20 protein-coding genes are annotated in these 19,348 nt (G+C 69.0%); 8 read left to right on the forward strand and 12 right to left on the reverse strand.

Annotated elements, in window-relative coordinates:
* The first annotated feature begins 21 nt into the window (after window positions 1-21).
* Window positions 22-540 carry a hypothetical protein gene (locus tag E6C64_RS02385; protein WP_136426003.1) on the forward strand — a complete coding sequence of 173 codons (519 nt, stop codon included), beginning with the start codon at window positions 22-24 and terminating at the stop codon, window positions 538-540.
* Between the two features lie 163 nt (window positions 541-703).
* On the opposite strand, the gene E6C64_RS02390 is transcribed toward E6C64_RS02385, so the two are convergent.
* Window positions 704-2,176, reverse strand: coding sequence for a CYTH and CHAD domain-containing protein (locus E6C64_RS02390; RefSeq protein ID WP_136426004.1), 1,473 nt, complete (start codon window positions 2,174-2,176; stop codon window positions 704-706).
* A gap of 368 nt (window positions 2,177-2,544) precedes the next feature.
* On the opposite strand from E6C64_RS02390, the gene E6C64_RS02395 reads away from it, so the two are divergent.
* On the forward strand, window positions 2,545-2,829 hold the full coding sequence (locus tag E6C64_RS02395; protein WP_136426005.1) for a hypothetical protein: 285 nt from the start codon (window positions 2,545-2,547) through the stop codon (window positions 2,827-2,829).
* A gap of 31 nt (window positions 2,830-2,860) precedes the next feature.
* Here the strand turns inward: E6C64_RS02395 and E6C64_RS02400 are convergent, their stop codons facing one another.
* On the reverse strand, window positions 2,861-3,823 hold the full coding sequence (locus tag E6C64_RS02400; protein WP_158437706.1) for an alpha/beta fold hydrolase: 963 nt from the start codon (window positions 3,821-3,823) through the stop codon (window positions 2,861-2,863).
* A gap of 163 nt (window positions 3,824-3,986) precedes the next feature.
* On the opposite strand from E6C64_RS02400, the gene E6C64_RS02405 reads away from it, so the two are divergent.
* On the forward strand, window positions 3,987-4,331 hold the full coding sequence (locus tag E6C64_RS02405) for a hypothetical protein (RefSeq protein WP_158437707.1): 345 nt from the start codon (window positions 3,987-3,989) through the stop codon (window positions 4,329-4,331).
* A gap of 460 nt (window positions 4,332-4,791) precedes the next feature.
* Here E6C64_RS02405 and E6C64_RS02410 read toward each other — a convergent pair whose 3' ends face one another.
* The 3 genes from E6C64_RS02410 to E6C64_RS02420 form a co-directional block, all read right to left on the reverse strand.
* Window positions 4,792-6,531 carry a cation:proton antiporter gene (locus E6C64_RS02410; protein WP_136426008.1) on the reverse strand — a complete coding sequence of 580 codons (1,740 nt, stop codon included), beginning with the start codon at window positions 6,529-6,531 and terminating at the stop codon, window positions 4,792-4,794.
* Between the two features lie 86 nt (window positions 6,532-6,617).
* Entirely contained in the window at window positions 6,618-6,863 is a 246-nt protein-coding gene (locus E6C64_RS02415; RefSeq protein ID WP_136426009.1) for a hypothetical protein, read from the reverse strand.
* Between the two features lie 64 nt (window positions 6,864-6,927).
* Window positions 6,928-8,127 carry a hypothetical protein gene (locus E6C64_RS02420; protein WP_136426010.1) on the reverse strand — a complete coding sequence of 400 codons (1,200 nt, stop codon included), beginning with the start codon at window positions 8,125-8,127 and terminating at the stop codon, window positions 6,928-6,930.
* 467 nt (window positions 8,128-8,594) lie between these two features.
* Between E6C64_RS02420 and E6C64_RS02425 the strand changes: the two genes are divergently transcribed.
* Complete coding sequence (locus E6C64_RS02425; protein ID WP_136426011.1) at window positions 8,595-8,975, forward strand: DUF3054 domain-containing protein; 381 nt, start codon at window positions 8,595-8,597, stop codon at window positions 8,973-8,975.
* Here E6C64_RS02425 and E6C64_RS02430 read toward each other — a convergent pair.
* Window positions 8,972-9,652: a DUF7255 family protein gene (locus E6C64_RS02430; RefSeq protein WP_136426012.1), complete on the reverse strand. Its 681-nt coding sequence runs from the start codon at window positions 9,650-9,652 to the stop codon at window positions 8,972-8,974. The genes E6C64_RS02425 and E6C64_RS02430 overlap by 4 nt on opposite strands.
* Before the next feature lie 243 nt (window positions 9,653-9,895).
* Here E6C64_RS02430 and E6C64_RS02435 point away from each other — a divergent pair, with 243 nt between their 5' ends.
* Window positions 9,896-10,651, forward strand: a complete 756-nt coding sequence (locus E6C64_RS02435) for an SDR family NAD(P)-dependent oxidoreductase (RefSeq protein WP_136426013.1) — start codon at window positions 9,896-9,898, stop codon at window positions 10,649-10,651.
* A 25-nt stretch (window positions 10,652-10,676) separates the two neighbouring features.
* Here E6C64_RS02435 and E6C64_RS02440 read toward each other — a convergent pair whose 3' ends face one another.
* Window positions 10,677-10,985 carry a hypothetical protein gene (locus E6C64_RS02440; protein WP_136426014.1) on the reverse strand — a complete coding sequence of 103 codons (309 nt, stop codon included), beginning with the start codon at window positions 10,983-10,985 and terminating at the stop codon, window positions 10,677-10,679.
* 520 nt (window positions 10,986-11,505) lie between these two features.
* Between E6C64_RS02440 and E6C64_RS02445 the strand changes: the two genes are divergently transcribed.
* Window positions 11,506-12,993, forward strand: coding sequence for a SulP family inorganic anion transporter (locus tag E6C64_RS02445; RefSeq protein WP_136426383.1), 1,488 nt, complete (start codon window positions 11,506-11,508; stop codon window positions 12,991-12,993).
* A gap of 164 nt (window positions 12,994-13,157) precedes the next feature.
* On the opposite strand, the gene E6C64_RS02450 is transcribed toward E6C64_RS02445, so the two are convergent.
* The 4 genes from E6C64_RS02450 to ppk2 all read right to left on the reverse strand — a co-directional run bounded on the left by E6C64_RS02450 (window position 13,158) and on the right by ppk2 (window position 16,919).
* Entirely contained in the window at window positions 13,158-13,535 is a 378-nt protein-coding gene (locus E6C64_RS02450; protein WP_136426015.1) for a nuclear transport factor 2 family protein, read from the reverse strand.
* Window positions 13,536-13,611: 76 nt separating this feature from the next.
* Window positions 13,612-14,463 (reverse strand): universal stress protein, encoded by an 852-nt coding sequence (locus E6C64_RS02455; RefSeq protein ID WP_136426016.1) that lies wholly within the window; start codon window positions 14,461-14,463, stop codon window positions 13,612-13,614.
* Window positions 14,464-14,466: 3 nt separating this feature from the next.
* Window positions 14,467-15,900: an amino acid permease gene (locus E6C64_RS02460; RefSeq protein WP_233255415.1), complete on the reverse strand. Its 1,434-nt coding sequence runs from the start codon at window positions 15,898-15,900 to the stop codon at window positions 14,467-14,469.
* Window positions 15,901-16,055: 155 nt separating this feature from the next.
* Window positions 16,056-16,919: a polyphosphate kinase 2 gene (gene ppk2, locus E6C64_RS02465; RefSeq protein WP_136426017.1), complete on the reverse strand. Its 864-nt coding sequence runs from the start codon at window positions 16,917-16,919 to the stop codon at window positions 16,056-16,058.
* 107 nt (window positions 16,920-17,026) lie between these two features.
* Here ppk2 and E6C64_RS02470 point away from each other — a divergent pair, with 107 nt between their 5' ends.
* Window positions 17,027-17,818: an SDR family NAD(P)-dependent oxidoreductase gene (locus E6C64_RS02470; RefSeq protein ID WP_233255416.1), complete on the forward strand. Its 792-nt coding sequence runs from the start codon at window positions 17,027-17,029 to the stop codon at window positions 17,816-17,818.
* Window positions 17,819-17,840: 22 nt separating this feature from the next.
* Here E6C64_RS02470 and E6C64_RS02475 read toward each other — a convergent pair whose 3' ends face one another.
* Complete coding sequence (locus E6C64_RS02475) at window positions 17,841-18,095, reverse strand: zinc-ribbon domain-containing protein (protein WP_136426018.1); 255 nt, start codon at window positions 18,093-18,095, stop codon at window positions 17,841-17,843.
* A 190-nt stretch (window positions 18,096-18,285) separates the two neighbouring features.
* Here E6C64_RS02475 and E6C64_RS02480 point away from each other — a divergent pair, with 190 nt between their 5' ends.
* Window positions 18,286-19,260 (forward strand): G5 domain-containing protein, encoded by a 975-nt coding sequence (locus tag E6C64_RS02480; RefSeq protein WP_136426019.1) that lies wholly within the window; start codon window positions 18,286-18,288, stop codon window positions 19,258-19,260.
* Window positions 19,261-19,348 lie beyond the last annotated feature (88 nt).

A 19,348-nucleotide genomic window follows, 5' to 3' on the forward strand; every position in this document is an offset into this window, starting at 1 on the left:
TGCGTTATCGCTGGGGGGCGAATGCTTGTCGACAGGGATGCGGCTGTCACCATCTGGACGGCTGTCGGGGCGTTGGGCGTGCTCGCTCTCACCATCGCAGCGCCCTACTTCGCGGGCTTCCTCGCCGATGCTCTGCTGATCGGCGTCCGTCGACGTCGCGTCCGCGCGATCGTCACCTCGATTCCGATCGCCCTCGCCGTCGCGGCTGCGGGCTACTGGACGTGGCAGGTCGCGATCGCCGCACCCGGCGATCCGGCACAGGTGCGGGCGGATCTGGCGATGGTCGCCGACGTGCTGATGCCGGTCGGCTTCGCACTCGCCGCCATCGCCTTCGTCGTGCGCCAGGTCCGGTCCGTTGTGCTGATCCGCGGCTATCGCGGTCGGACCACGACCGTAGAGCGTACCGGAACCCACCTCGCCCACGCCCGCGACCGAACGGGCTCCCGCACCCGCACCGTTGGCTCGGGAACTCGCAGCAGGGACTCGCGCGCATCCACGGCGCCCGCTGCTCGGCGCGGCCTGGTCGCCGACCGCGTCTGACGCTTCCGTAGTCCTGCCGCGCCCCTGCAGACACAACGCGCTGCTGAGGACGAAACGCGCCTCGGTACCAGCGCGTTTTGTCCTCAGCACTGCGTTCTGATGAACGCCGCGCACTTACGGCGAGGGCGGCTCAGCCGCCGATGGTGAGGATGACGGCTGGCGGTCAGCGAGAGTGCTTCTTCGCCCACCTGCGCGCCCGAGCGACGCTGGCGGCGGCACGGGCCAGCTCGCGCTCGTGCAGCACGCCGTAGGTGAACGTCGGCATCTCGGTGGGCGCGGCGTTCGCGAGTCGGATGAGCAGCTCGGCCGCGACGACCGCATCCTGGTGTTCGCCGAGGAGGTCCTGGAGCTTCTTGTAGCGATGGACGGAGGCGACGCCCTTCTTGCCGAGGACGTCGGCGGCGAGCTCGGCGGCGTAGCGGGCGCGCTTTCCGGCCTTGCGTGCCTTGTGCAGCTCCTCGTCCGACTCCGATCGGATGCCCGCGGTGAGATGCTTCGTCACCTTCTTGCCGGCGCTGCGCACATCCTTGGCCAGGACATCGGGCTTGCCGGCAGCGGCTTTGGTGACCGGGGGAGCGGTGGCCCAGAGTCGCACCTCTTGGAGCATCCCGAGATAGCGGGGACCGCGCATGGCGTCGAGCAACGCGGCCCGGTGCTGTTCCTCTTCGGCGGAGAGCTGGGCGTCGATCTGCTCTGCGACCGACCCGAGGACGACCTCGTCGGGGAGCGCGGCGATCGACTCGACGAACCGGGAGCGCTGCACGTCGCGGTCCCGCACCTCGCCAAGCAGGTCGGCGAACCAGGAGAGGTCGGCGTCGAGTGACTGCGCGCGGTCGGCATCGAGATGACGGGCGAAGATCCGCAGGGTCGAGCGGAGTCGGCGCGTGGCAACCCGGACGTGGTGGATGGAGTTCTCGCCGCGACGGATGGCGAGCTCCCCGGTCAGGATGTCCGCGTCCTGCTCGGCGATGTAGCGGCGGAGCACCTCGCCAGCCGTGCGCGCCTTCTTGAGCTTGCGACGACGGGTCGGCGTGCCGAGGGCGGTCGCGACCTTGCTCGGGCTGGCGGACTCCGTGGCTCCCGCCCTCGTCAGCATGGCGTCGATGGTGCGCAGCAGATCGGCGGGCGCCGCAGAGCCGAGCTCCGCCTCGATCTCGCGCCAGCCGCTGACGCGCGCGCCGCCGGCCTCTGGGGCGACAGCTGAGACGGTGTCGTCGGCGATCTCGACGAGCAGGAGACCGTCGGCGTCGACGATGCGGTGGGTCGTGCGCTCCGTGGTGATAGTCACGAGCGGCACGAGCGGCGAGCCGCGGCGCAGACCGAGGACGAGGTCGCTCAGCTCCCGGGGCACCTCATCGCCGGAGGTGAGCGGCACACCGAGCTCGTGCCGGGCGGTGCCGTCGTCGGAGGCCGGCAGCTTCAGATGCCAGCCCGTGTCGGTCGAACCGGTGCGCCGGCGCAGGGTGACGCGGTTCACGAGCAGATCGCGCCCCGAGGTATCGAAGTAGGCGCTGCTGAGATGGTGGGCGGCGACATCGAGGCGGCCGCCGGGCGGCACGATGCCGGTCAGATCGGGCAGCTGCAGCTCGGGCGTCGCGCTGTAGGTGGTCTCGCGTTCGAGGTGTTCGGTGACCATCGGGAGGTCTCCACTTCCTGTGTTTTCAGTTGTCGGACCGGGCGCCGATCGTCGGTGCGGATCTTCGATTCCGACGCTCGGTGCCGATTCCAGTCTTCCGGGTGCCCGCCCCACGTGCGCTGAGCATCATGCTCACAGGCGGTGAGGCGGGCGACCCGAGAAGGGCTACTTCTTCTTGCTCTTCTTCTTGTCCTTGTCCTTCTTCTTGTCCTTCTTGCCCTTTGCCATGACGCCTCCTCCCCGAACTCCTCAACCGGATGGCGAACCAGCTCGGCGGTCAATCGACCATTGACACGGGAGTCAACCAAAAATTGACGGAGGAGGCAACTGCATGTTGACCGTGTCGCGATGTTCGGTAACCTTGCGCCGTGGCACACTCCTCCTCCCGCAGCCGCGTGGATCGCGCGATCGAGTCGCTGCAGCAGATCGCCGACCCGCTCGATCGCGTCGACGCGGTGCGTCTGTCCCGCGAGCAGCTCGAAGCGCTGGAAGACGCCGCGGTGCGCGCGGCACGCGCGGCGGGGATCACCTGGAAGGAGATCGGAGCGCTCTACGGCCTGAGCAAACAGGGCGCTCAACAGCGGTTCCGCTCGATCGCATCGGATGCCTCAGGCGCCACGGCCTCATCCACCCAGACGGAGACGCCCGCGTAAGACCGCGCGTCAGTCCCGGCTCAGTCGTGGCTCAGTCGGTGTCGGCGATGCCGCGCGGGTTGCTCACGTCGCTGCCGTCCTCAGCGCTGTCGCCTCCAGGGCCGTCGTCGGGATCGTCGTCGGGCGAGAGGAAGTCCAGGATGCGATTCCACCGGGAGGCGACCACAAGGGTGCCCGCATCGGCGATCAGGTCCACCTCCGCGTTCGGAATGCGTTCGGCGAACCATGCGGCGTGCGCATCCCCGGCGATCGGGTCGTCGCTGCCATAGACCAGGAGGGTGGGCGCGGTGACGTCGCCCAGTCGTGAGGTCCATGCGGAGTCCCGCTTGGCGACGAGGTCGCCGGCCACGCCCACCGCACCCTGGACGGCTGCGTCATCGAGCATGCGGCTGAGGCGCAGTGCCAGTCCTGGCGCCTCGAGGATCCTGTCGTCGGCGCTGATGCCCAGGGATCGTGGCGTGGTCAGGTCCGCGCCGTCGAGCTGGTGGAGCACGTCGGCCAGCGAAACGTCGTCGGCGACCGCGACGGTGTCGAGGATGCCCGGCAGCTCATCGGGATCGCCCGCTGGTGCGGGAGTGCCCACGATCACCAATCGGTCGACCAGTCCCGGATGCTGCTCGGCCAGGGCGAGCGCGTACCGCCCTCCCGAGCCCCAGCCGATGACGCCGACCGAGCCGTAGGAGATGCCCGACGATGCGCGCGCGATGAGCTCGGAGGTCTGCAGCCACTCCGTGATGTCCGTCACGAAGCCATCGATGGTCGGGTCGCTCGCGCGATCATCGCTGCCCGGCAGGGGAGCAGAGCTGCCGTAGCCGGGCCGGTCGATCGTGATGATGTGCAGGTCGTGCCTGTTGCTGGCGATCGGATCGGGATCGAAGCCGCCTGCTCCGGGCGTCGGATGGAGGAAGAGCGCCAATCGCGTCGCTTCTGCGTTGCCGATGCCGGTCAGCCCGAGCTGACGGCCGGATTTCAGTCGGACGATGCGGTGTGCCATGCCACTCCGATGGTCGGTGCCGGTACGCGGTCGATGTGCCTCGTGTGACGGCATCCAGATGCCGTCATTCTCAGCGTACTGAAGGGTTCGCCGCGCGCCCTCGAGTCGCTGTCCGACCCATTGCGTACCGTCGAGGCATGGCACCCGACCTGGAACTGATCTGATGGCCGTCGCCCGCACCGCGAGCAAGTCCCCGACGGTCGTGGTGATCATCGGCTACGCCGTCGCCATCCTCGGCGGACTGAGCGTGCTGATCTCGATCCTGCCGAGCCTGGCGCAGGTCACGAGCTCGCTGACCGACCCCAGCGCGCTCGTCTTCGTGCTGCTGTCGCTGCTGGTCGCCGCGCTCGGCATCGCCGTTCCGGTGCTGCTCGGCCTCGGCATCGCGAATCACAAGGGCAGGCGCTGGCTGTTCATCGCCCTGTCCGCGATATCGGTGATCGCCCTGTTCGTGCTGCGCCCGTCGTTCGGCACCCTTGGCATCTGGTGGATGGCCTACCTGCCGTAGATCTGTCGTGCGAGGGCCTCGATACGGCGCAGGGCGCCTACTCGACCACCGAGTAGGGCTACACCCCGCGAGGCCATCTCGCGAGGGCTTCGACACGGGCGCAGAGCGCCCGGCTCAGCCACCGAGTGGGGCTGCGCCCCGCGGCCGTATCGAGGCCATCTCGCGAGGGCTTCGACACGGGCGCAGAGCGCCCGGCTCAGCCACCGAGTGGGGCTGCGCCCCGCGGCCGTATCGAGGCCATCTCGCGAGGGCTTCGACACGGGCGCAGAGCGCCCGGCTCAGCCACCGAGTGGGGCTGCGCCCCGCGGCCGTATCGAGGCCATCTCGCGAGGGCTTCGACACGGGCGCAGAGCGCCCGGCTCAGCCACCGAGTGGGGCTGCGCCCCGCGGCCGTATCGAGGCCATCTCGCGAGGGCTTCGACACGGGCGCTGAGCGCCCGGCTCAGCCACCGGGCGAGGCTCAGTCGCCGGTGATCCTCGAGGTGCGGGCGTCGTCGATGTCCAGCAGATCCAGGGCCGTCTGCAGCGTCTTCGATGAGTACGTGCCCACCGCTTGGGCCTCGCGCAGCGCGTCCCGCGCGGCAAGCCGCATCCGCTGCTCGACCGCGATCCGCTCGTCGATCGCCAGCGCCTGCGAGGCCTGCTCGGCCTCTTCGACCTCGTCCGCCGACGGCACTGTCCGTGAGTAGACGCGGCGGAGGTTCTCGATCAGCTCGGGCGATACAGGTCGCCCCTGCACCTTGGTGGCCTCGGGGTCGTCGAGCACCGCGAGCTGCGCCTTGTTGAGCTCCATCATCAGCGAGCGGAACTCCTCCCGCTTCTCGGCCTCGTCGTCGCGCTGCACCTTGCTGAGACGGATGATCGGCCCGAGACTGCCGCCCAGCCCGAACAGGGTGACCGCTGCGACGGTGAACGCGATGATGACGACGGTGGCCTGCTCGCTCGGGGTCAGCACGTCGTCGATCTGCAGCGACTGCGCGGCGGCGAGCGTGACGACTCCGCGCATCCCCGCCCAGCTGAGCACCAGTCCGCCTCGACGGTTGAGGCCCTCCTTGCGGAGGAACTCGAGATCGGCGGTGTAGGAGTTGATCCGGCGCCGGATCAGGCGATTGCGCTTCTGCTCGCGCTCCCCGGTGGCCTCGGGCATGCTCTTCATCCGCTCCTCGAAGAGCGGCAGCTGCTCGCCGCGCTGCAGAGCCCGTCGGTCGTTGCGACGTTGGCTCCAGAGCAGATATCCGACGAAGATCGTCCGCAGCACGATCAGCACGGCGACCAGCAGCAGGCCGATGAGGATCGGCTGCAGCAGAGCGGCACCGGTGTTGTCGAGCTCCTCCACGAGGCCGAACAGCTGCAGCCCCATGGCGAGGAAGACGCCCTGTTCGAGGATGAACTGGACCGTCTCCCAGATGTTGCGCTCGGTGAAGCGCTGCTGCGCCGTCAGCCCGCGGGCACCGTTGTGGCCGACGATCAGGCCGGCGACCACCACGGCCAGCACGCCCGAGGCGCCGAAGTGCTCGGCCGGCAGGTAGGCGATGAAGGGCACCGCGAGCGAGACCGTGGTCGTCAGCACCGCATCGCGCAGCTTGCGTCTGATCAGCGAAGCCAGATAGCCGACGATGACGCCCGAGACGATGCCGCCGACGACGGCCCAGACGAAGGTGCCGATGGTGGGCCAGAGCGCGAAGCTGCCGGCCGCCGCCGCGATGGCCGTGCGCAGGAGGACGAGGGCGGTGGCGTCGTTCACCAGGCTCTCGCCTTCGAGCACGGTGACGAGACGGTCCGGAAGACCGAGGCGCTTGGCGATCGAGGTGGCGGCGACGGCGTCGGTGGGGGCGATGACGGCGCCGAGGGCGATCGACATCGGCAGGCCGAGTCCGGGCAGAAGCCAGTGGATGATCACGCCGCAGACGACGGCGCTGATGATCACCAGGGTCACCGAGAGTCCGGCGATCGGCGCGAGGTTGCGCCGGAAATCCCTGATCGGCACCTTGATCGCCGCCGCGTACAGCAGGGGCGGCAGCACCCCGGTGAGGATGACCTCGTACTCGATCTCGATGGGCGGCACGAACGGAAGGAAGCCGATGACGACACCGACCACGAGCAGGATCAGCGGAGCGGCGATGTCGAACTTCCGCCCGAACGCGGCGGCCACGACGATGATCGCGATGAAGCCGACCGCGAGGACGATGGGATCGATCATGGCGCTCCTTCGGTTCCGACGATTCAACCAGTCGGAATGGACGCCCGCCGTGCAGGGCCCATCAGGTCGCTATGAGCGCGAGCCAGTCACAGGGCGTCGAGCAGCTCGTCCCAGGTGCTGAGCACGGGCTCGCCCGCCTCGTCGTCCCCGCCGAGGTGGTAGAGGTTGCCCTCCATGACGACCAGCTTCAGGTCGTCGGGGGCGCTCTCACTGCGGATCTCGAGCAGATCCTGATCGCGACGGAACAAGGTCAGCGTGTCTCCGCTGGACCCGCCGACGAAGGACTTGGTGGCACCGATCCCAGGGGGCGCGTCGTGCTCAGGCTCGCTCATCCGGGCACACTAGCCGGTTCGCCAGGTGAGTCGCCGAGAGCAGGAAGCGCCGCCCGCGGTGGGCTCAGGGAACCCGCTGCTCGGTAGGGACGACGGGCGCCGGGGCAGAGGAGCTGTCGGAGGAGCGCGAGGCGCGGTCGGCGCGACGGGCGACGATGACGCCGACAGCGGTGATGGCCACGAGCACCGCGGCGGCGATCCAGCCGGTCGATTGCAGACCGTTCGCCACGTTGATCGTCACGAGCGCGACGGCGACGCTAAGCAGGGACCTCCGTGCGACCGCGAGGGCGAAGCAGAGCACCCCGGCGAGAACGACCGGCGTGAAGTAGTAGCCGGCCAGCACGGGATCCGTCAGCAGTCGGACGGAGCAGACGGCGAGTGGAACGAGCCAGATCGCGTCTCGGGAGCCGCGCGTCCAGAGCGCGACGGCGGCTCCTGCGGCCACCGTCAGCAGTCCCTGCGCCGCGCGGAGCGGCCAGCTGAAGGACGCGCCGTCGGGCAGCAGCAGGTGCAAGAGGCTGCCGTCGTAGATGGGCCAGGCGAAGCCGAACATGGTGACCGGGCCGGCGAGCAGGAAGGGTCCGTAGGCGACCGCGAGGGCGGCCAGTCCGCCGAGTGCTGCCCGGCCGACCGCGCGCGGTCCGATGCGGGGGAGGAGCAGCAGGACTGGGACGCCGAGGATTCCCCAGATCTCCCACCCGGTGGCGACGCCGATCAGCGCCGCGGCCCAGAACGCGCTGCCTCGTCGGGCCGACAGCGCGGCACTCATCCAGAGGAGCGGGATCACGCTCTGCGCGGGATGTCCGGCTGCGATCGACGCGCTGATCACACCCGAGGCCGAGGCGAGTGCGGCGGCCGCGATGGCGATCAGCGGTGCAGCCGACGGGATGATGGGGCGGGTGATCCGGTGCGCGAGGAGAGCGACTGCCCCCGCGATGAGCGCTCCGGCGATCAGGTAGAACGAGGTCCAGCCGGCCGCCCCCTGCACCCCCAGGACTGCGGGGATGCCCCAGAAGAGCAACTGCCACGGACCAGCCTGCAGGGCGGGGTCGACGAAGACCTCGCCCCAGTTGCCGGTCAGGATGTCGGCGCCCGCGGCACCGAACAGGTCGTAGTCGGCGGGGCCGGGGGAGGTTCCCGATGCCGCGACGAAGCTGGTTGCCGCCAGTCCGGCGACGGCGATGAACGCGAGCAGGACGGTCAAGACGATGCGAAGGCGCGGAGGCATCCGATACCCGCTGAGCGCCACTCGAAGATCCGTCACGGCAGAAGTGTCCGACACGCCGGGCGCTCCGCGCGGCTGCCTCGCCGCTCGCGCCGACTCACGCGGGCTTCGACTCGAGCGCGGGGCGCTCGGCTCAGCCACCGGCAGGGTCCGGATCCTCCGGTGGCTGAGCCGCGCCGAAGGCGCGCGTCGAAGCCCGGCTGGCGCCCGAGTGGGCTTCGACACGATCCCCGGCGCAAGCATGCGCCGTGGGCCCAGCGGAGCGCTCGGCTCAGCCACCCGGCAGGGTCCGCATCCATCGGTGGCTGAGCCGCGCCGAAGGCGCGCGTCGAAGCCCGGCTGGCGCCCGAGTGGGCTTCGACACGAGCGCGGAGCGCTCGGCTCAGCCACCCGGCAGGGTCCGGATCCATCGGTGGGTGATCCGCGCCGAAGGCGCGTGTCGAAGCCCGGCTGGCGCCCGTCCGCTTCCCCCAGGATCCTCGGGTGTATCCCGCTAGCGTGGACGGATGCCGATCCACCGCTCAGCCGTGCTCAGCTGGTTGGCCGACACCGTCCTCGTCCTGGCGTTCATCCTCATCGGCCGCGCAAGCCACGACGAGGGCATCGCCGGCACGGTGACGACGTTTCTGCCGTTCTTCGCGGCGCTGCAGGTCGGCTGGCTGCTCCGCTCGGGACGTTCCGCCGAGCGCATCCGCTGGTCGGGTCTCATCATCTGGGCGACCACGGTCGTGCTCGGACTCCTCCTGCGGGCGGCGACCGGAGACGGCGTCGCACTCGGCTTCATCGTGGTGACCACGATCACCCTCGCGGTCTTCCTGCTCGGCTGGCGAGCGATCCTCCTCGGGATCGGCGCGATCCGCAGGCGCTCCCGCTCGTCCTCCGCCTAGGCGGGCGAGTCGTAGTTCTCGGGATTCCAGACGAATTCGGGCTCCTCGAGCTGCTCCCATACCGCCGCGCGCTTCTGGCGAGATCGCACGAAGGCCAGCACCCGATCGGCCCACTCGAAGTCCTCGGCCTTGAGGATGGAATCGAGACGGCGACCCTCGATCTCGTCGTAGATCGAGACCCGGGAGATCAACTGGGTCTCGTGGATGTCTTTGAGGGCGTCGTTGAAGGCGCGCTGCTTCCAGCGGGCCGCACCGAGCCCGGCGAAGGTGCCCGGTTCGTCCGACGGGCCGAAGAGGCGCTCGGCGGACGGGTTCGACCACCAGCCGCCGGATCGCGCGCACCGGCCCTCCATCGCGATGCAGTACGACTCGTAGGCGTCCTCCCACGGCAGGCCGAGCTGAGTCAGCAGCGTGAGCGTCTCGAGACGGTAGCGATTGAAGTGCTGCTCCTCGTCGAGCTCGATCACCATCCCTCCCGTGAAGGTCAGGTCCCACTGCCCAGGACCCGTGATGGCCTCGAACCGCTCGTCGACTCCGCCGAGGAAGACGAAGATGCGGTGGGCGAGATCTCGCTGGCCCTCTCGGAAATCCGACATCCGGAACGAGGCGGACGCCCCTGTCGATTCGAGCCCGGCGTGCACGAGCAGCTTTTCGAGTGCGGTGGCGCGTTGGCCCATACGACCCGTCCCTTCTCATGGTGGCGTTCTCTGGCGTTCTCTGGCGCTCTCCCATGATGCTCAGCGCGTGGCGACGCGCCAACGCGACGGCGATCCGCTGCCCCGATGCCGAAACGCCGGTGAGGGGGTGGTCAGTTTCGCGGTGTAGGCCTGAGAGGGACGGTTGATCAGGCCTCGCGCCCACCTCGCCGTCCGCTCTCGCGCAGGACGAACAGAGCCCTGCGCCGCTCGAAAGGAACTGCAATGCCCAGCTATGACGTCTCCGACCGCTCCGCCATCGTCACGGGAGGCGGGTCCGGCATCGGACGGGCGATCGCCACGCTGCTCGCCGCGAACGGCGCGTCCGTCGTGGTCGCCGATCTCAACTCCGACGCGATCGACGCGGTCGTGGCCGAGATCACCGACGCGGGAGGCACGGCGATCGGCGTCGCCGGCGACGTCTCCGACCCGTCCCACAACCTCGAGGCGGTCGCGAAGGCGGTCGAGCTCGCCCCGCTGAAGATCGCGGTCAACAACGCCGGGATAGGCGGCCCGTCGGCGCCGGTCGCCGAGTACGACCTGAGCGCGTGGCGCAAGGTCATCGAGATCAACCTCAACTCGGTCATGTACGGGGTGCAGGCGCAGGTTCCGGCGATGATCGCCGCGGGCGGGGGAGCGATCGTGAACATGGCGTCGATCCTCGGCAGTGTCGGATTCGCCGGCTCCAGCGCCTACGTCACCGCCAAGCACGGCGTGGTCGGACTCACCCAGAACGCGGCGCTCGAGTACGCGAGCCAGGGAGTCCGGGTCAACGCGGTCGGCCCCGGCTTCATCCGGACCCCGCTGGTGGAGTCGAACCTGGACGCCGACGCCCTCGCCTTCCTCGAGGGCAAGCACGCCCTCGGACGACTGGGGACCCCGGAGGAGGTCGCCCACCTGACCGCATTCCTTGTCAGCGACGCCGCGAGCTTCATCACCGGCAGCTACCACCTGGTCGACGGCGGCTACACCGCCCAGTAGGTCCGCCGCGTTCGTCGCCAGCGTCTCATTCGAGCAGCCGTCGCACGGGGAACAGCTCGGTCCGGGCGACGACCCGGTCGCGTTCGGCGGCGCGCTCGAGCCGGCGCGGGTCCGCGAGGAACGAGTCGAACGCTTCCTGGCTGGGGAAGCGATAGACCTGCACCTCGTCGGGCTGGCCCGGCGCGACGTTGCTCACCAGCCTCTCGAGGATCTCGGCGCCGTGGTCGCCGAGCAGCTGGATCACAGCATCCTCGTAGGACCGCAGGCCGGCTCGCTCGCCCGGCTTCGCCCAGAGCAGGCAGCACAGCACGATCGGAGTCGGCGCCCCGCTCACGTTCTGAGCTCCAGGCCCGCGCAGATGGTCATCGGTTTCCAGCACGACTCCATGGCCACCGTCTCCTTCGACATGCCCCGGCAGAATGCGATCACTCTCGCAGATCGGCGACGGAACACGCCTACTCGTTGGTCGAGTAGGCGCGCGAGCGCCGATCACCCTGGCGGATCGGCGACGGAACGCGCCTATTCCTTGGTCGAGTAGGCGCGCCAGCGCCGATCACTCTGGCGGATCGGCGACGGAACGCGCCTACTCGTTGGTCGAGTAGGCGCGCCAGCGCCGTATCGAGGCCCTCGCACGCTTCCTCGGCCACCCGTGGAGCACATGCCGGATAGGTTTGCTCTGGCCCTGGGCGTTCAGCATGCCCGGCCATCCACTCCGGAACCGCAGCGAGCGGAGTGGGCACACGCGCAAGGGTGCGCCCATCCGCTGTCCATAGCTCGCCTCGGCGAGCCCAGCCTGCTTCCCGTGGAGTCCTGTCGTGAGCGATGCCGTACCCCCTGCGCCCAGCGCACAGACGATCGGGCGCGCCTCCACCCGGACGACCTTCACCGTGCGCAGTGCGCTCCGGTCTCCGCGCCAGCTCTCCCGCGAGGTGCTCGCCGGCATCGTGACCACCCTGGCGCTCGTGCCCGAGGTCATCTCGTTCTCGATCGTCGCGGGCGTCGATCCGATGGTCAGCCTCATCGCCTCGGTCGTCCTCGCCCTGACGATGTCGCTCCTGGGTGGCCGCCCCGGCGTGATCACAGCCGCCGCCGGCTCGGTGGCGCTCGTCGTCGCTCCTCTGGTGCGGAGTGAAGGAGTCGAGTACCTGCTGCCCGCGGTCATCCTCGGCGGGATCATCCAGATCGTCTTCGGCCTGACCGGGCTCGCCCGTCTGATGCGGTTCATCCCTCGGTCGGTGATGATCGGCTTCGTCAACGCGCTCGGCATCCTGATCTTCGTGGCGCAGGTGCCGCATCTCATCGCGGTGCCGTGGGTCGCCTACCTGCTGTTCGCGCTGACGCTCGCGGTCGTGCTGATCCTCCCGAGGTTCACGAAGGTCGTCCCATCCCCGCTGGTCGCGATCGTGATCGTCACCGCGATCGTGGTCATCGGCGGGCTCGCGGTGCCGAACGTGGCGGACGAGGGGCCGCTCACCGGCGCGCTGCCCGGGATCACGCCTCTGCTCGTGCCGCTGAACTTGAACACGCTCATGCTGATCCTGCCAACCGCGCTGAGCGTCGCGTTCGTCGGTCTCATGGAGACCCTGCTCACCGCCAAGCTCGTCGACGAGATCACCGGCACCCCGTCGCACAAGGGCCGGGAGTCGTGGGCTCTCGGCGTCGCGAACATCCTCTCCGGCCTCTACGGCGGGATTGCTGGCTGCGCGATGATCGGTCAGACCGTGCTCAACGTGAAGACAGGGGGAGCGCGGACCCGGATCTCCACCACCGTCGCGGGCGTCTTCCTGCTCGCCCTGATCACGGGGCTCAGCTCGGTGATGGGGCAGATCCCGATGGTCGCCCTCGCCGCGGTGATGATGATCGTGGCGATCACCACCGTCGACTGGCACAGCGTGCGACCGTCCACCCTGCGCCGGATGCCGCTGTCGGAGACCGCCGTGATGGTCACGACGATCGTCGTGGTGGTGGCCACCGGCAACCTCGCGATCGGCGTGCTCGTCGGAGTGATCCTGGCGATGGTGCTGTTCGCCCGGCGGGTGGCGCATGTGATCAACGTCGAGCGGATCGTCGGATCGGATGGCGTCGCTGTCCGCTACGAGGTGAGTGGGCCGCTGTTCTTCGGCAGCAGCAACGACCTCGTCGACCGCTTCTCCTACGCGGACGACCCCGAGCACGTCACCATCGACCTGCGTCAGGCGCAGATCTGGGATGCCTCGACCGTCGCAGCGCTCGACTCGGTCGAGACGAAGTACCGCGAGCACCACGCGACCGTCACCATCGAGGGTCTCGACGACCGCAGCGCGGGCTTCCACCGCCGCCTGACCGGCCGCTTCGGCGCCTGACCCGTTGGTCGAGTAGGCGCGCCAGCGCCGTATCGAGGCCCTTTGGCGGGTCCGCGAAGGCAGACGCAGGGGCCTCGATGCGGCCGCGGGCGGCCTACTCGACCAACGAGATAGCGGCTATCCGACCAACGACGCCGAGCGCCGCCGCGCGTCGCAGAACGGCTCTAGTCGGCGACCTCGACGTCGATCGTCGCCTCGAGCTCGACGTTGTAGCTGCGGATCGAGACGATGAGTCCGTCTTTGAAGTCGTAGATGTCGCAGGACGAGACCTTCGAGAAGCCACCGGCCTGGTCGGTGTAGGTGGCGACGCTGTCGACCACGACGGTGTCGCCGTCCTCGATGGCCCGGAAGCTGTCGAACTCGACCTCAGTGCCCACCAGCTCGGTCTGCAGTGTCGTGCAGGCCGCGATCGCCTCATCCCTGCCGTCGACGAGGCCCATCCCGACGACGTCCCACTGCACGTCCTGCGCGAGGAAGGGGAACGCGTCGCCGAAGCGGTGGCCGGAGAGCGCTCGTGCCGCTGTCTCGTTTCGTGATGCCATGCCGCCTGCTCCTCGCTCGTGCCAGCCCTGCTACGCAGTCTTCGATGCGAGCTGGATCCGGCGTTGCCGACCGAGCTCACCCACGGGGCACGACCAGCACGGGCACCTTTGCCTGCTTGAGCACGCGCGATGAGACGCCGCCCAGGAGCACTCGGCGAGCGGGTCCGTACCCTCGGGATCCGACCACCAGCAGGTCGACGTCGGTCGGCTGCAGCCCGGTGAGCGCATCGACGACGGGCCCCTCGAGCAGAGTCGAGCTCCCGCCGGCCGATGCCGCTGCCTGCTCGACCGCTGCCCGGAAAGCCGCGCGCTGCTCGGCGGCGAAGCCGGTCCGATCGCCGAGCGAGGGCCGCACCTGGGTGTCCGGAAGCACGCTGATCAGGGACAGCGAGGCGCCCAGCTCAGCCGCAAGCGCCTGCCCGAATGCCAAGGCCGCCGCCCCGTCGGGCGTGGCGACATAGGCGACCGCGATCCGCGTCACAGCGGCGGCCGCGTACTCCTCGTAGGCCCAGGGCACGATGACGACCGGCCCCGGTGCGCCCTGAAGGAGCCGATCCGCCGTGCTGCCGACGACGGTGCGGCGCGTGCCCTTGGCATTGGATGAGCCGAGCACCGCGACCGCGGTCGGACCGGACTGTTCGAGCAGGTCGTGCAGTCCGTGCGACGCCGAGTCGGCGGCGACCGATCGGTAGTCGACTCCGGGCTCATCGCCGAGCAGGCCGCGGGCTTCGTCGAGCAGCGAATCGGCCTCGTCGCGGTTGTAGGCGACCCACTCTGCGTCCACCCTGCCGAGGCCGACCGGTGCCCTGCCCGGGTAGACGGCGGCGACCATCAGCGGGCGACCGCTGGCTCGACTGAGCGGTGCCGCGAAGGCCAGCACGTCGGGTCCGGCGGCTCCCTTGAACGCCGCGATGATCGGCCCGGGCATCGCTCAGGCCTTTTCCACGGATGGAGCGTCGGCCTTCTCGCCGAGGCGCACGCGCGAATGCCGGATCGAGTAGCCGAAGTAGATGATGAGCCCGATCACGAGCCACACGACGAACCGCAGCCAGGTCTCCCACGGCAGCTGCGCGATGAGGTAGCCGCAGAGCAGGATGCCGATGATCGGGATGACGGGCACCCCGGGCACCCGGAACGGACGGGGCATGTCGGGGCGCGTGCGGCGCAGCACGATGACGCCCACGTTCACGAGCACGAACGCGAAGAGGGTGCCGATGTTGACCAGCTTGACGATCTCGTCGAGGGGCACCAGCGCGGCGAGGATGGCGATCAGCACTCCGAAGCCGAGGGTGAGCCGCGCCGGGGTGCCGTAGCGGGGGTGCACCTTGGCCAGGCGGCGGGGGAGCAGCCCGTCCCGGCACATGGCGAAGAAGATGCGGGTCTGGCCGTACATGATCACGAGCACGACGCTGGTGATGGCGATCAGCGCGCCGGCGGCGAGCAGGCCGCCCGCCCATGGGATGCCTGCGCCCTCGTTGAGTGCCGCGGCTAGAGGGGCGTCGCTGCCGGAGAGAGTGTCGACAGGGGCGACGCCCACCGCGGCGACTGCCACGAGCACGTAGAGGACGGTGGAGATGACCAGCGATCCGATGATGGCGATCGGCAGGTCGCGGCTCGGGTTCTTGGACTCCTCGGATGCGGTGGTCACCGCGTCGAAGCCGATGTAGGCGAAGAAGATCACGCCGGCCGCCGAGGCTATGCCACCGAACCCTTCGGGGGCGAAAGGCTCGAAGTTGCCGGAGTGGAACGAGGTGAACGCCACGACGATGAAGAAGAGCAGGATCAGGATCTTGATCACGACCATGATCGCGTTCAGCCGGGCGCTCTCACGGGTCCCGAGGGTGAGCAGCACGCTGATGAGCAGCACGATGAAGACCGCCGGGATGTTGAAGACACCGCCTTCGGACGGCGACTTCGAGATTGCGTCCGGCAGGACGAAGCCGAAGGTCGCCTTGAGAAACTCGTTGACGTTGCCGCCCCAGCCGACGGCGACCGCCGCGACGGAGACTCCGTACTCGAGGATGAGGTCCCAGCCGATGATGAAGGCGACGAGCTCGCCGAGGGTCGCGTAGGAGAACGTGTAGGCACTGCCCGAGACGGGCACGCTCGAGGCGAGCTCAGCGTAGGAGAGGGCCGAGAACGCGCAGGTGACGGCGGCGATGATGAAGGCGATGAACAGGCTGGGGCCCGCCAGCTTGGCGCCCTCGCCGATCACCACGAAGATTCCGGTCCCGATGATCGCGCCGACGCCCAGTGCGGTGAGGGCGACAGGGCCGATGCTGCGCCGAAGCTTCTCGCCTTCGCCCTCCGAATCGGCGACGAGGTCGCTGACCGATCGAGTGACGAACAGATCCTTTACGCGCACGTTGTCGCCTCCGAGCCGAAGTCCGTCACGCGGAGGGATCCGTGGATCGGTGTGCTCACGCTGGCACTGCGGGCGCGCCCCCGGTAGGGGTCTCGTTGCAACTTCACACGTTGGTTACATTCGCGGCCGGCTCCGGCGGGGAGGCGCTCTTCGCCTCAGTGCTTGAGCGTCGCCGCGTGATCCTCGACGTAGTTCTGCTCCTCGCGCGGCGGACGCACGTAGTTCTCCGCCTCGGGCCGATCGGGGAACTCCACCGGCTCGGGATCGAGGTGCTCGTAGGGCACCTGGGACAGGATGTGGTTGATCGAGTTGAGCCGGGCGGCCCGCTTGTCCTCGCTCTCGACGGTCCACCAGCGCGCCTCGGGAATGTCGGTGGCGGCGAACATCGCGTCCTTCGCCCGGGAGTAGTCCTCCCACTTGGTGATCGACAGCAGGTCTGTCTCCGAGAGCTTCCAGCGCCGCATCGGATCGTTGAGCCGCGATCGGAACCGCGCCTCCTGCTCTCGGTCTGAGACCGAGAACCAGAGCTTGATCAGGATGATCCCGTCGTCGACGAGCATCCGCTCGAGCACTGGGGTCTGCACCAGCCAGCGCTCGTACTGCTCCTCGGTGCAGTAGCCGAGGACGTGCTCGACGCCGCCGCGGTTGTACCAGGAGCGGTCCATCAGCACGATCTCGCCCGTCGTCGGCAGCTTCTCGACGTAGCGCTGGTAGTACCACTGGCCCTTCTCCCGGTCGTTCGGGGTGGGCAGGGCCACGATGCGGGCCGAGCGCGGGTTGAGGTGCTCCATGACCCGCTTGATCGCTCCGCCCTTGCCGGCTGCGTCACGGCCCTCGAAGATCACGAGCACGCGGGCGCCGGTCTTCTGCACCCACTGCTGCATGCTGACCAGCTCGACCTGCATGCGCTCGAGGTCGGCCTCATAGACGAACTTGTTGACGCGCTTGCGCGGCTTGCCGTGCGGCTTGTGCTTGGAGCCGCGGTCCTGAGACGGGTGCTTGAGGGGGTTCTTCGACATGAGCCCAGCCGATCTGTGATCGTCGGCGGGGTGCCGACGGAATCCCCACCCTAGGACTGCGCCTCGATTCGGTGGGGTGCCGCGCGCCCTGCCGATAGCGTGACGAGGTGGATCTTCCCTCGAGCATGGACCTGACCGGCCGCGTCGCTCTGGTCACCGGAGCGGGCAGCGCAGAGGGGATCGGCTTCGCCACGGCGACCGCGCTCGGGGAGCTGGGGGCACACGTGATCATCACCTCGACCACGGATCGCATCCAGGATCGCGTGGCCGAGCTGGAGTCGGCGGGCATCTCGGCGACCGGCGTGATCGCCCGCCTGGAAGAGGCATCGCTGGTCGACCGTTTCGCCTCCGAACTGGATCGGCTTGACCTGCGCCCGGACATCCTCGTCAACAACGCCGGAATGGTGATGGTCGGCGACGACGATGGCATGGCGTCGGGCGACATCACGATGGGCGCCGATGAGTGGCAGCGCGGGCTGGCCATGAACCTGACCAGCGCATTCCTCGTCACGCGGCTCTGCATACCGGCGATGCGGGAACGGGGATGGGGCCGCGTCGTCAATGTCGCGAGCACGTCCGGCGCCGTACAGGCGCTCCGCGGAGATGTGGCCTATTCGGCCGCAAAGGCGGGGCTGCTCGGCCTGACTCGTGCACTCGCCGTCGACGAGGCCACCCACGGCATCACCGCAAATGCGGTCGCGCCGGGGTGGATCGCGACCGCGTCGCAGCTCGAGACGGAGGCGATCGAGGGGACCCTCGTCCCGATGGGCCGCAGCGGCACCTCGGCAGAGGTCGGCTCGGCGATCAGCTGGCTCTGCACACCGGGCGCCTCGTACGTGACGGGACAGCTCGTCGTGATCGACGGCGGCAACTCGGTGGCGGAGGAGCATCGCCGCTGAACCCCGACGGGATTGCGACGGGTCAGATCGCGCCCTGCTGACCCGCCCTACTCAGTGCGTTGTTCGCCTGCTCGGGCGTGAGCGCGGTCGTGCCGCCGCAGTTCGAACAGGTGACGAAGTGCTTGGTCGACAGCGGGAACAGCGGGATGAAGAAGACCGTGAACCTGTTCACCCGCTTGTAGACCTGCTGGCGGACGTTCTGGCCGCAGAAGTTGCAGACGAAGGTCACCACCAGCAGATTGACGATGCTCGCTCGGGTGCCGAAGAGGATGATCACGAGTCGGAAGCGTAGGGCGTTCGCCTGACGCCGCCTTCATGCCCTCCCCGGGATAGCGCCTAGGCCGATTAGGCGTGGGACTGCTCCAGTTCTGGCTGCCGCGCCGCCGTATTCCACGATCCCCTTGCCGCGCGGATAGCCCGTCCGCCACTCTGGGCGCAGTCCCCAAGAGGTTCGATGAGGAGCGGCAGTGACCGTGCCCGCCGGGTGGTACACCGATCCCAAGAATCCTGCGCACCTGCGCTGGTGGAGCGGCGCGCACTGGACCGCGCACATCGCGGTGCCGGAGTCGCCTCAGATCCCGGAAGCGAGCCGACCGGTCGCCCCTGCGCGAGCAGAGCCGGTCCTTCCGATCGAGCCCGAGTCGGCGAGGTCGCCGAATGCGCACCGGGCGCAGGCCGCTTCGCTCGCGGGCTCACGGTCGGTGGCATCGATCGCACCGGTGACGGCTTCGGCGACCACACCTGAGCAGCGCTCCGAGCATCGACGCGATCCGACCCGACGTCCCAGCAAGCGATTCATCCTCTCCGTCGTCGGGGGAGCGGCGGCGATCCTGGTAATCAGCGCCGTCGCGAACGCCGCAGTCAACTCGGGCAACGGGCTCGCATCTGTCGCGGGCGACGACGAGCCCATTGGATTCGCCGCGTCTGCCCCCACCCCGCGCTCGACGTCCACTCCAGTGGCGAGCGTGGAGATGGTCGACGTCACGGAGGGCATCCCGTTCTCGTCGTCGGAGGTCGACGACCCGAATCTGGCGGTCGGAGCGACGACCGTCCTCATGACCGGAGTGAACGGAGTGCGGACGCAGCGCTTCCGAGTGATGTACCTGGACGGGAAGGAGACGTCGCGCGAGCTGGTCAGCGACACCATCACCACGTCGCCGATCGATCAGGTGACCGCGATCGGCTCCTATGTCGCGCCCGCCCCAGTGGTCGCGGCGCCCGTGGTTCAACCGCCCGTCGCGGAGGCTCCCGCTTCGCCGCCTACGGCCAACGACGGCTGTGATCCGAACTACGAGGGCGCGTGCGTGCCCATCGACACGGACGTCGATTGCGCGGGAGGCAGCGGCAACGGTCCCTCGTATGCGCAGGGGCCGTTTCAGGTCGTCGGCTCCGATATCTATGGACTCGACTCGGACGATGGCGGGGTCGGCTGCGAGAACTGATCGGACGGACCGCGCGGATTAGGTGACAACCCGTCAACGATTCCCAACTGAAGTGCGCCAGGTGCCCGCAACTCCCGTAACGTGGAAG

The sequence above is a fragment of the Naasia lichenicola genome (genome assembly GCF_004801885.1).
In the GTDB taxonomy this organism is placed as follows: domain Bacteria; phylum Actinomycetota; class Actinomycetes; order Actinomycetales; family Microbacteriaceae; genus Naasia; species Naasia lichenicola.

Excerpts from the sequence above, each read along its gene's own strand:
- E6C64_RS02400 (WP_158437706.1), bottom strand. The coding sequence starts at position 3,823 with ATGGCACACCGCATCGTCCGACTGAAATCCGGCCGTCAGCTCGGGCTG.
- E6C64_RS02435 (WP_136426013.1), top strand. The coding sequence starts at position 9,896 with ATGCCCAGCTATGACGTCTCCGACCGCTCCGCCATCGTCACGGGAGGC.
- E6C64_RS02425 (WP_136426011.1), top strand. The coding sequence starts at position 8,595 with ATGCCGATCCACCGCTCAGCCGTGCTCAGCTGGTTGGCCGACACCGTC.
- E6C64_RS02410 (WP_136426008.1), bottom strand. The coding sequence starts at position 6,531 with ATGATCGATCCCATCGTCCTCGCGGTCGGCTTCATCGCGATCATCGTC.
- E6C64_RS02390 (WP_136426004.1), bottom strand. The coding sequence starts at position 2,176 with ATGGTCACCGAACACCTCGAACGCGAGACCACCTACAGCGCGACGCCC.
- E6C64_RS02450 (WP_136426015.1), bottom strand. The coding sequence starts at position 13,535 with ATGGCATCACGAAACGAGACAGCGGCACGAGCGCTCTCCGGCCACCGC.
- E6C64_RS02415 (WP_136426009.1), bottom strand. The coding sequence starts at position 6,863 with ATGAGCGAGCCTGAGCACGACGCGCCCCCTGGGATCGGTGCCACCAAG.
- E6C64_RS02430 (WP_136426012.1), bottom strand. The coding sequence starts at position 9,652 with ATGGGCCAACGCGCCACCGCACTCGAAAAGCTGCTCGTGCACGCCGGG.
- E6C64_RS02405 (WP_158437707.1), top strand. The coding sequence starts at position 3,987 with ATGGCCGTCGCCCGCACCGCGAGCAAGTCCCCGACGGTCGTGGTGATC.
- E6C64_RS02385 (WP_136426003.1), top strand. The coding sequence starts at position 22 with ATGCTTGTCGACAGGGATGCGGCTGTCACCATCTGGACGGCTGTCGGG.
- E6C64_RS02455 (WP_136426016.1), bottom strand. The coding sequence starts at position 14,463 with ATGCCCGGGCCGATCATCGCGGCGTTCAAGGGAGCCGCCGGACCCGAC.
- ppk2 (WP_136426017.1), bottom strand. The coding sequence starts at position 16,919 with ATGTCGAAGAACCCCCTCAAGCACCCGTCTCAGGACCGCGGCTCCAAG.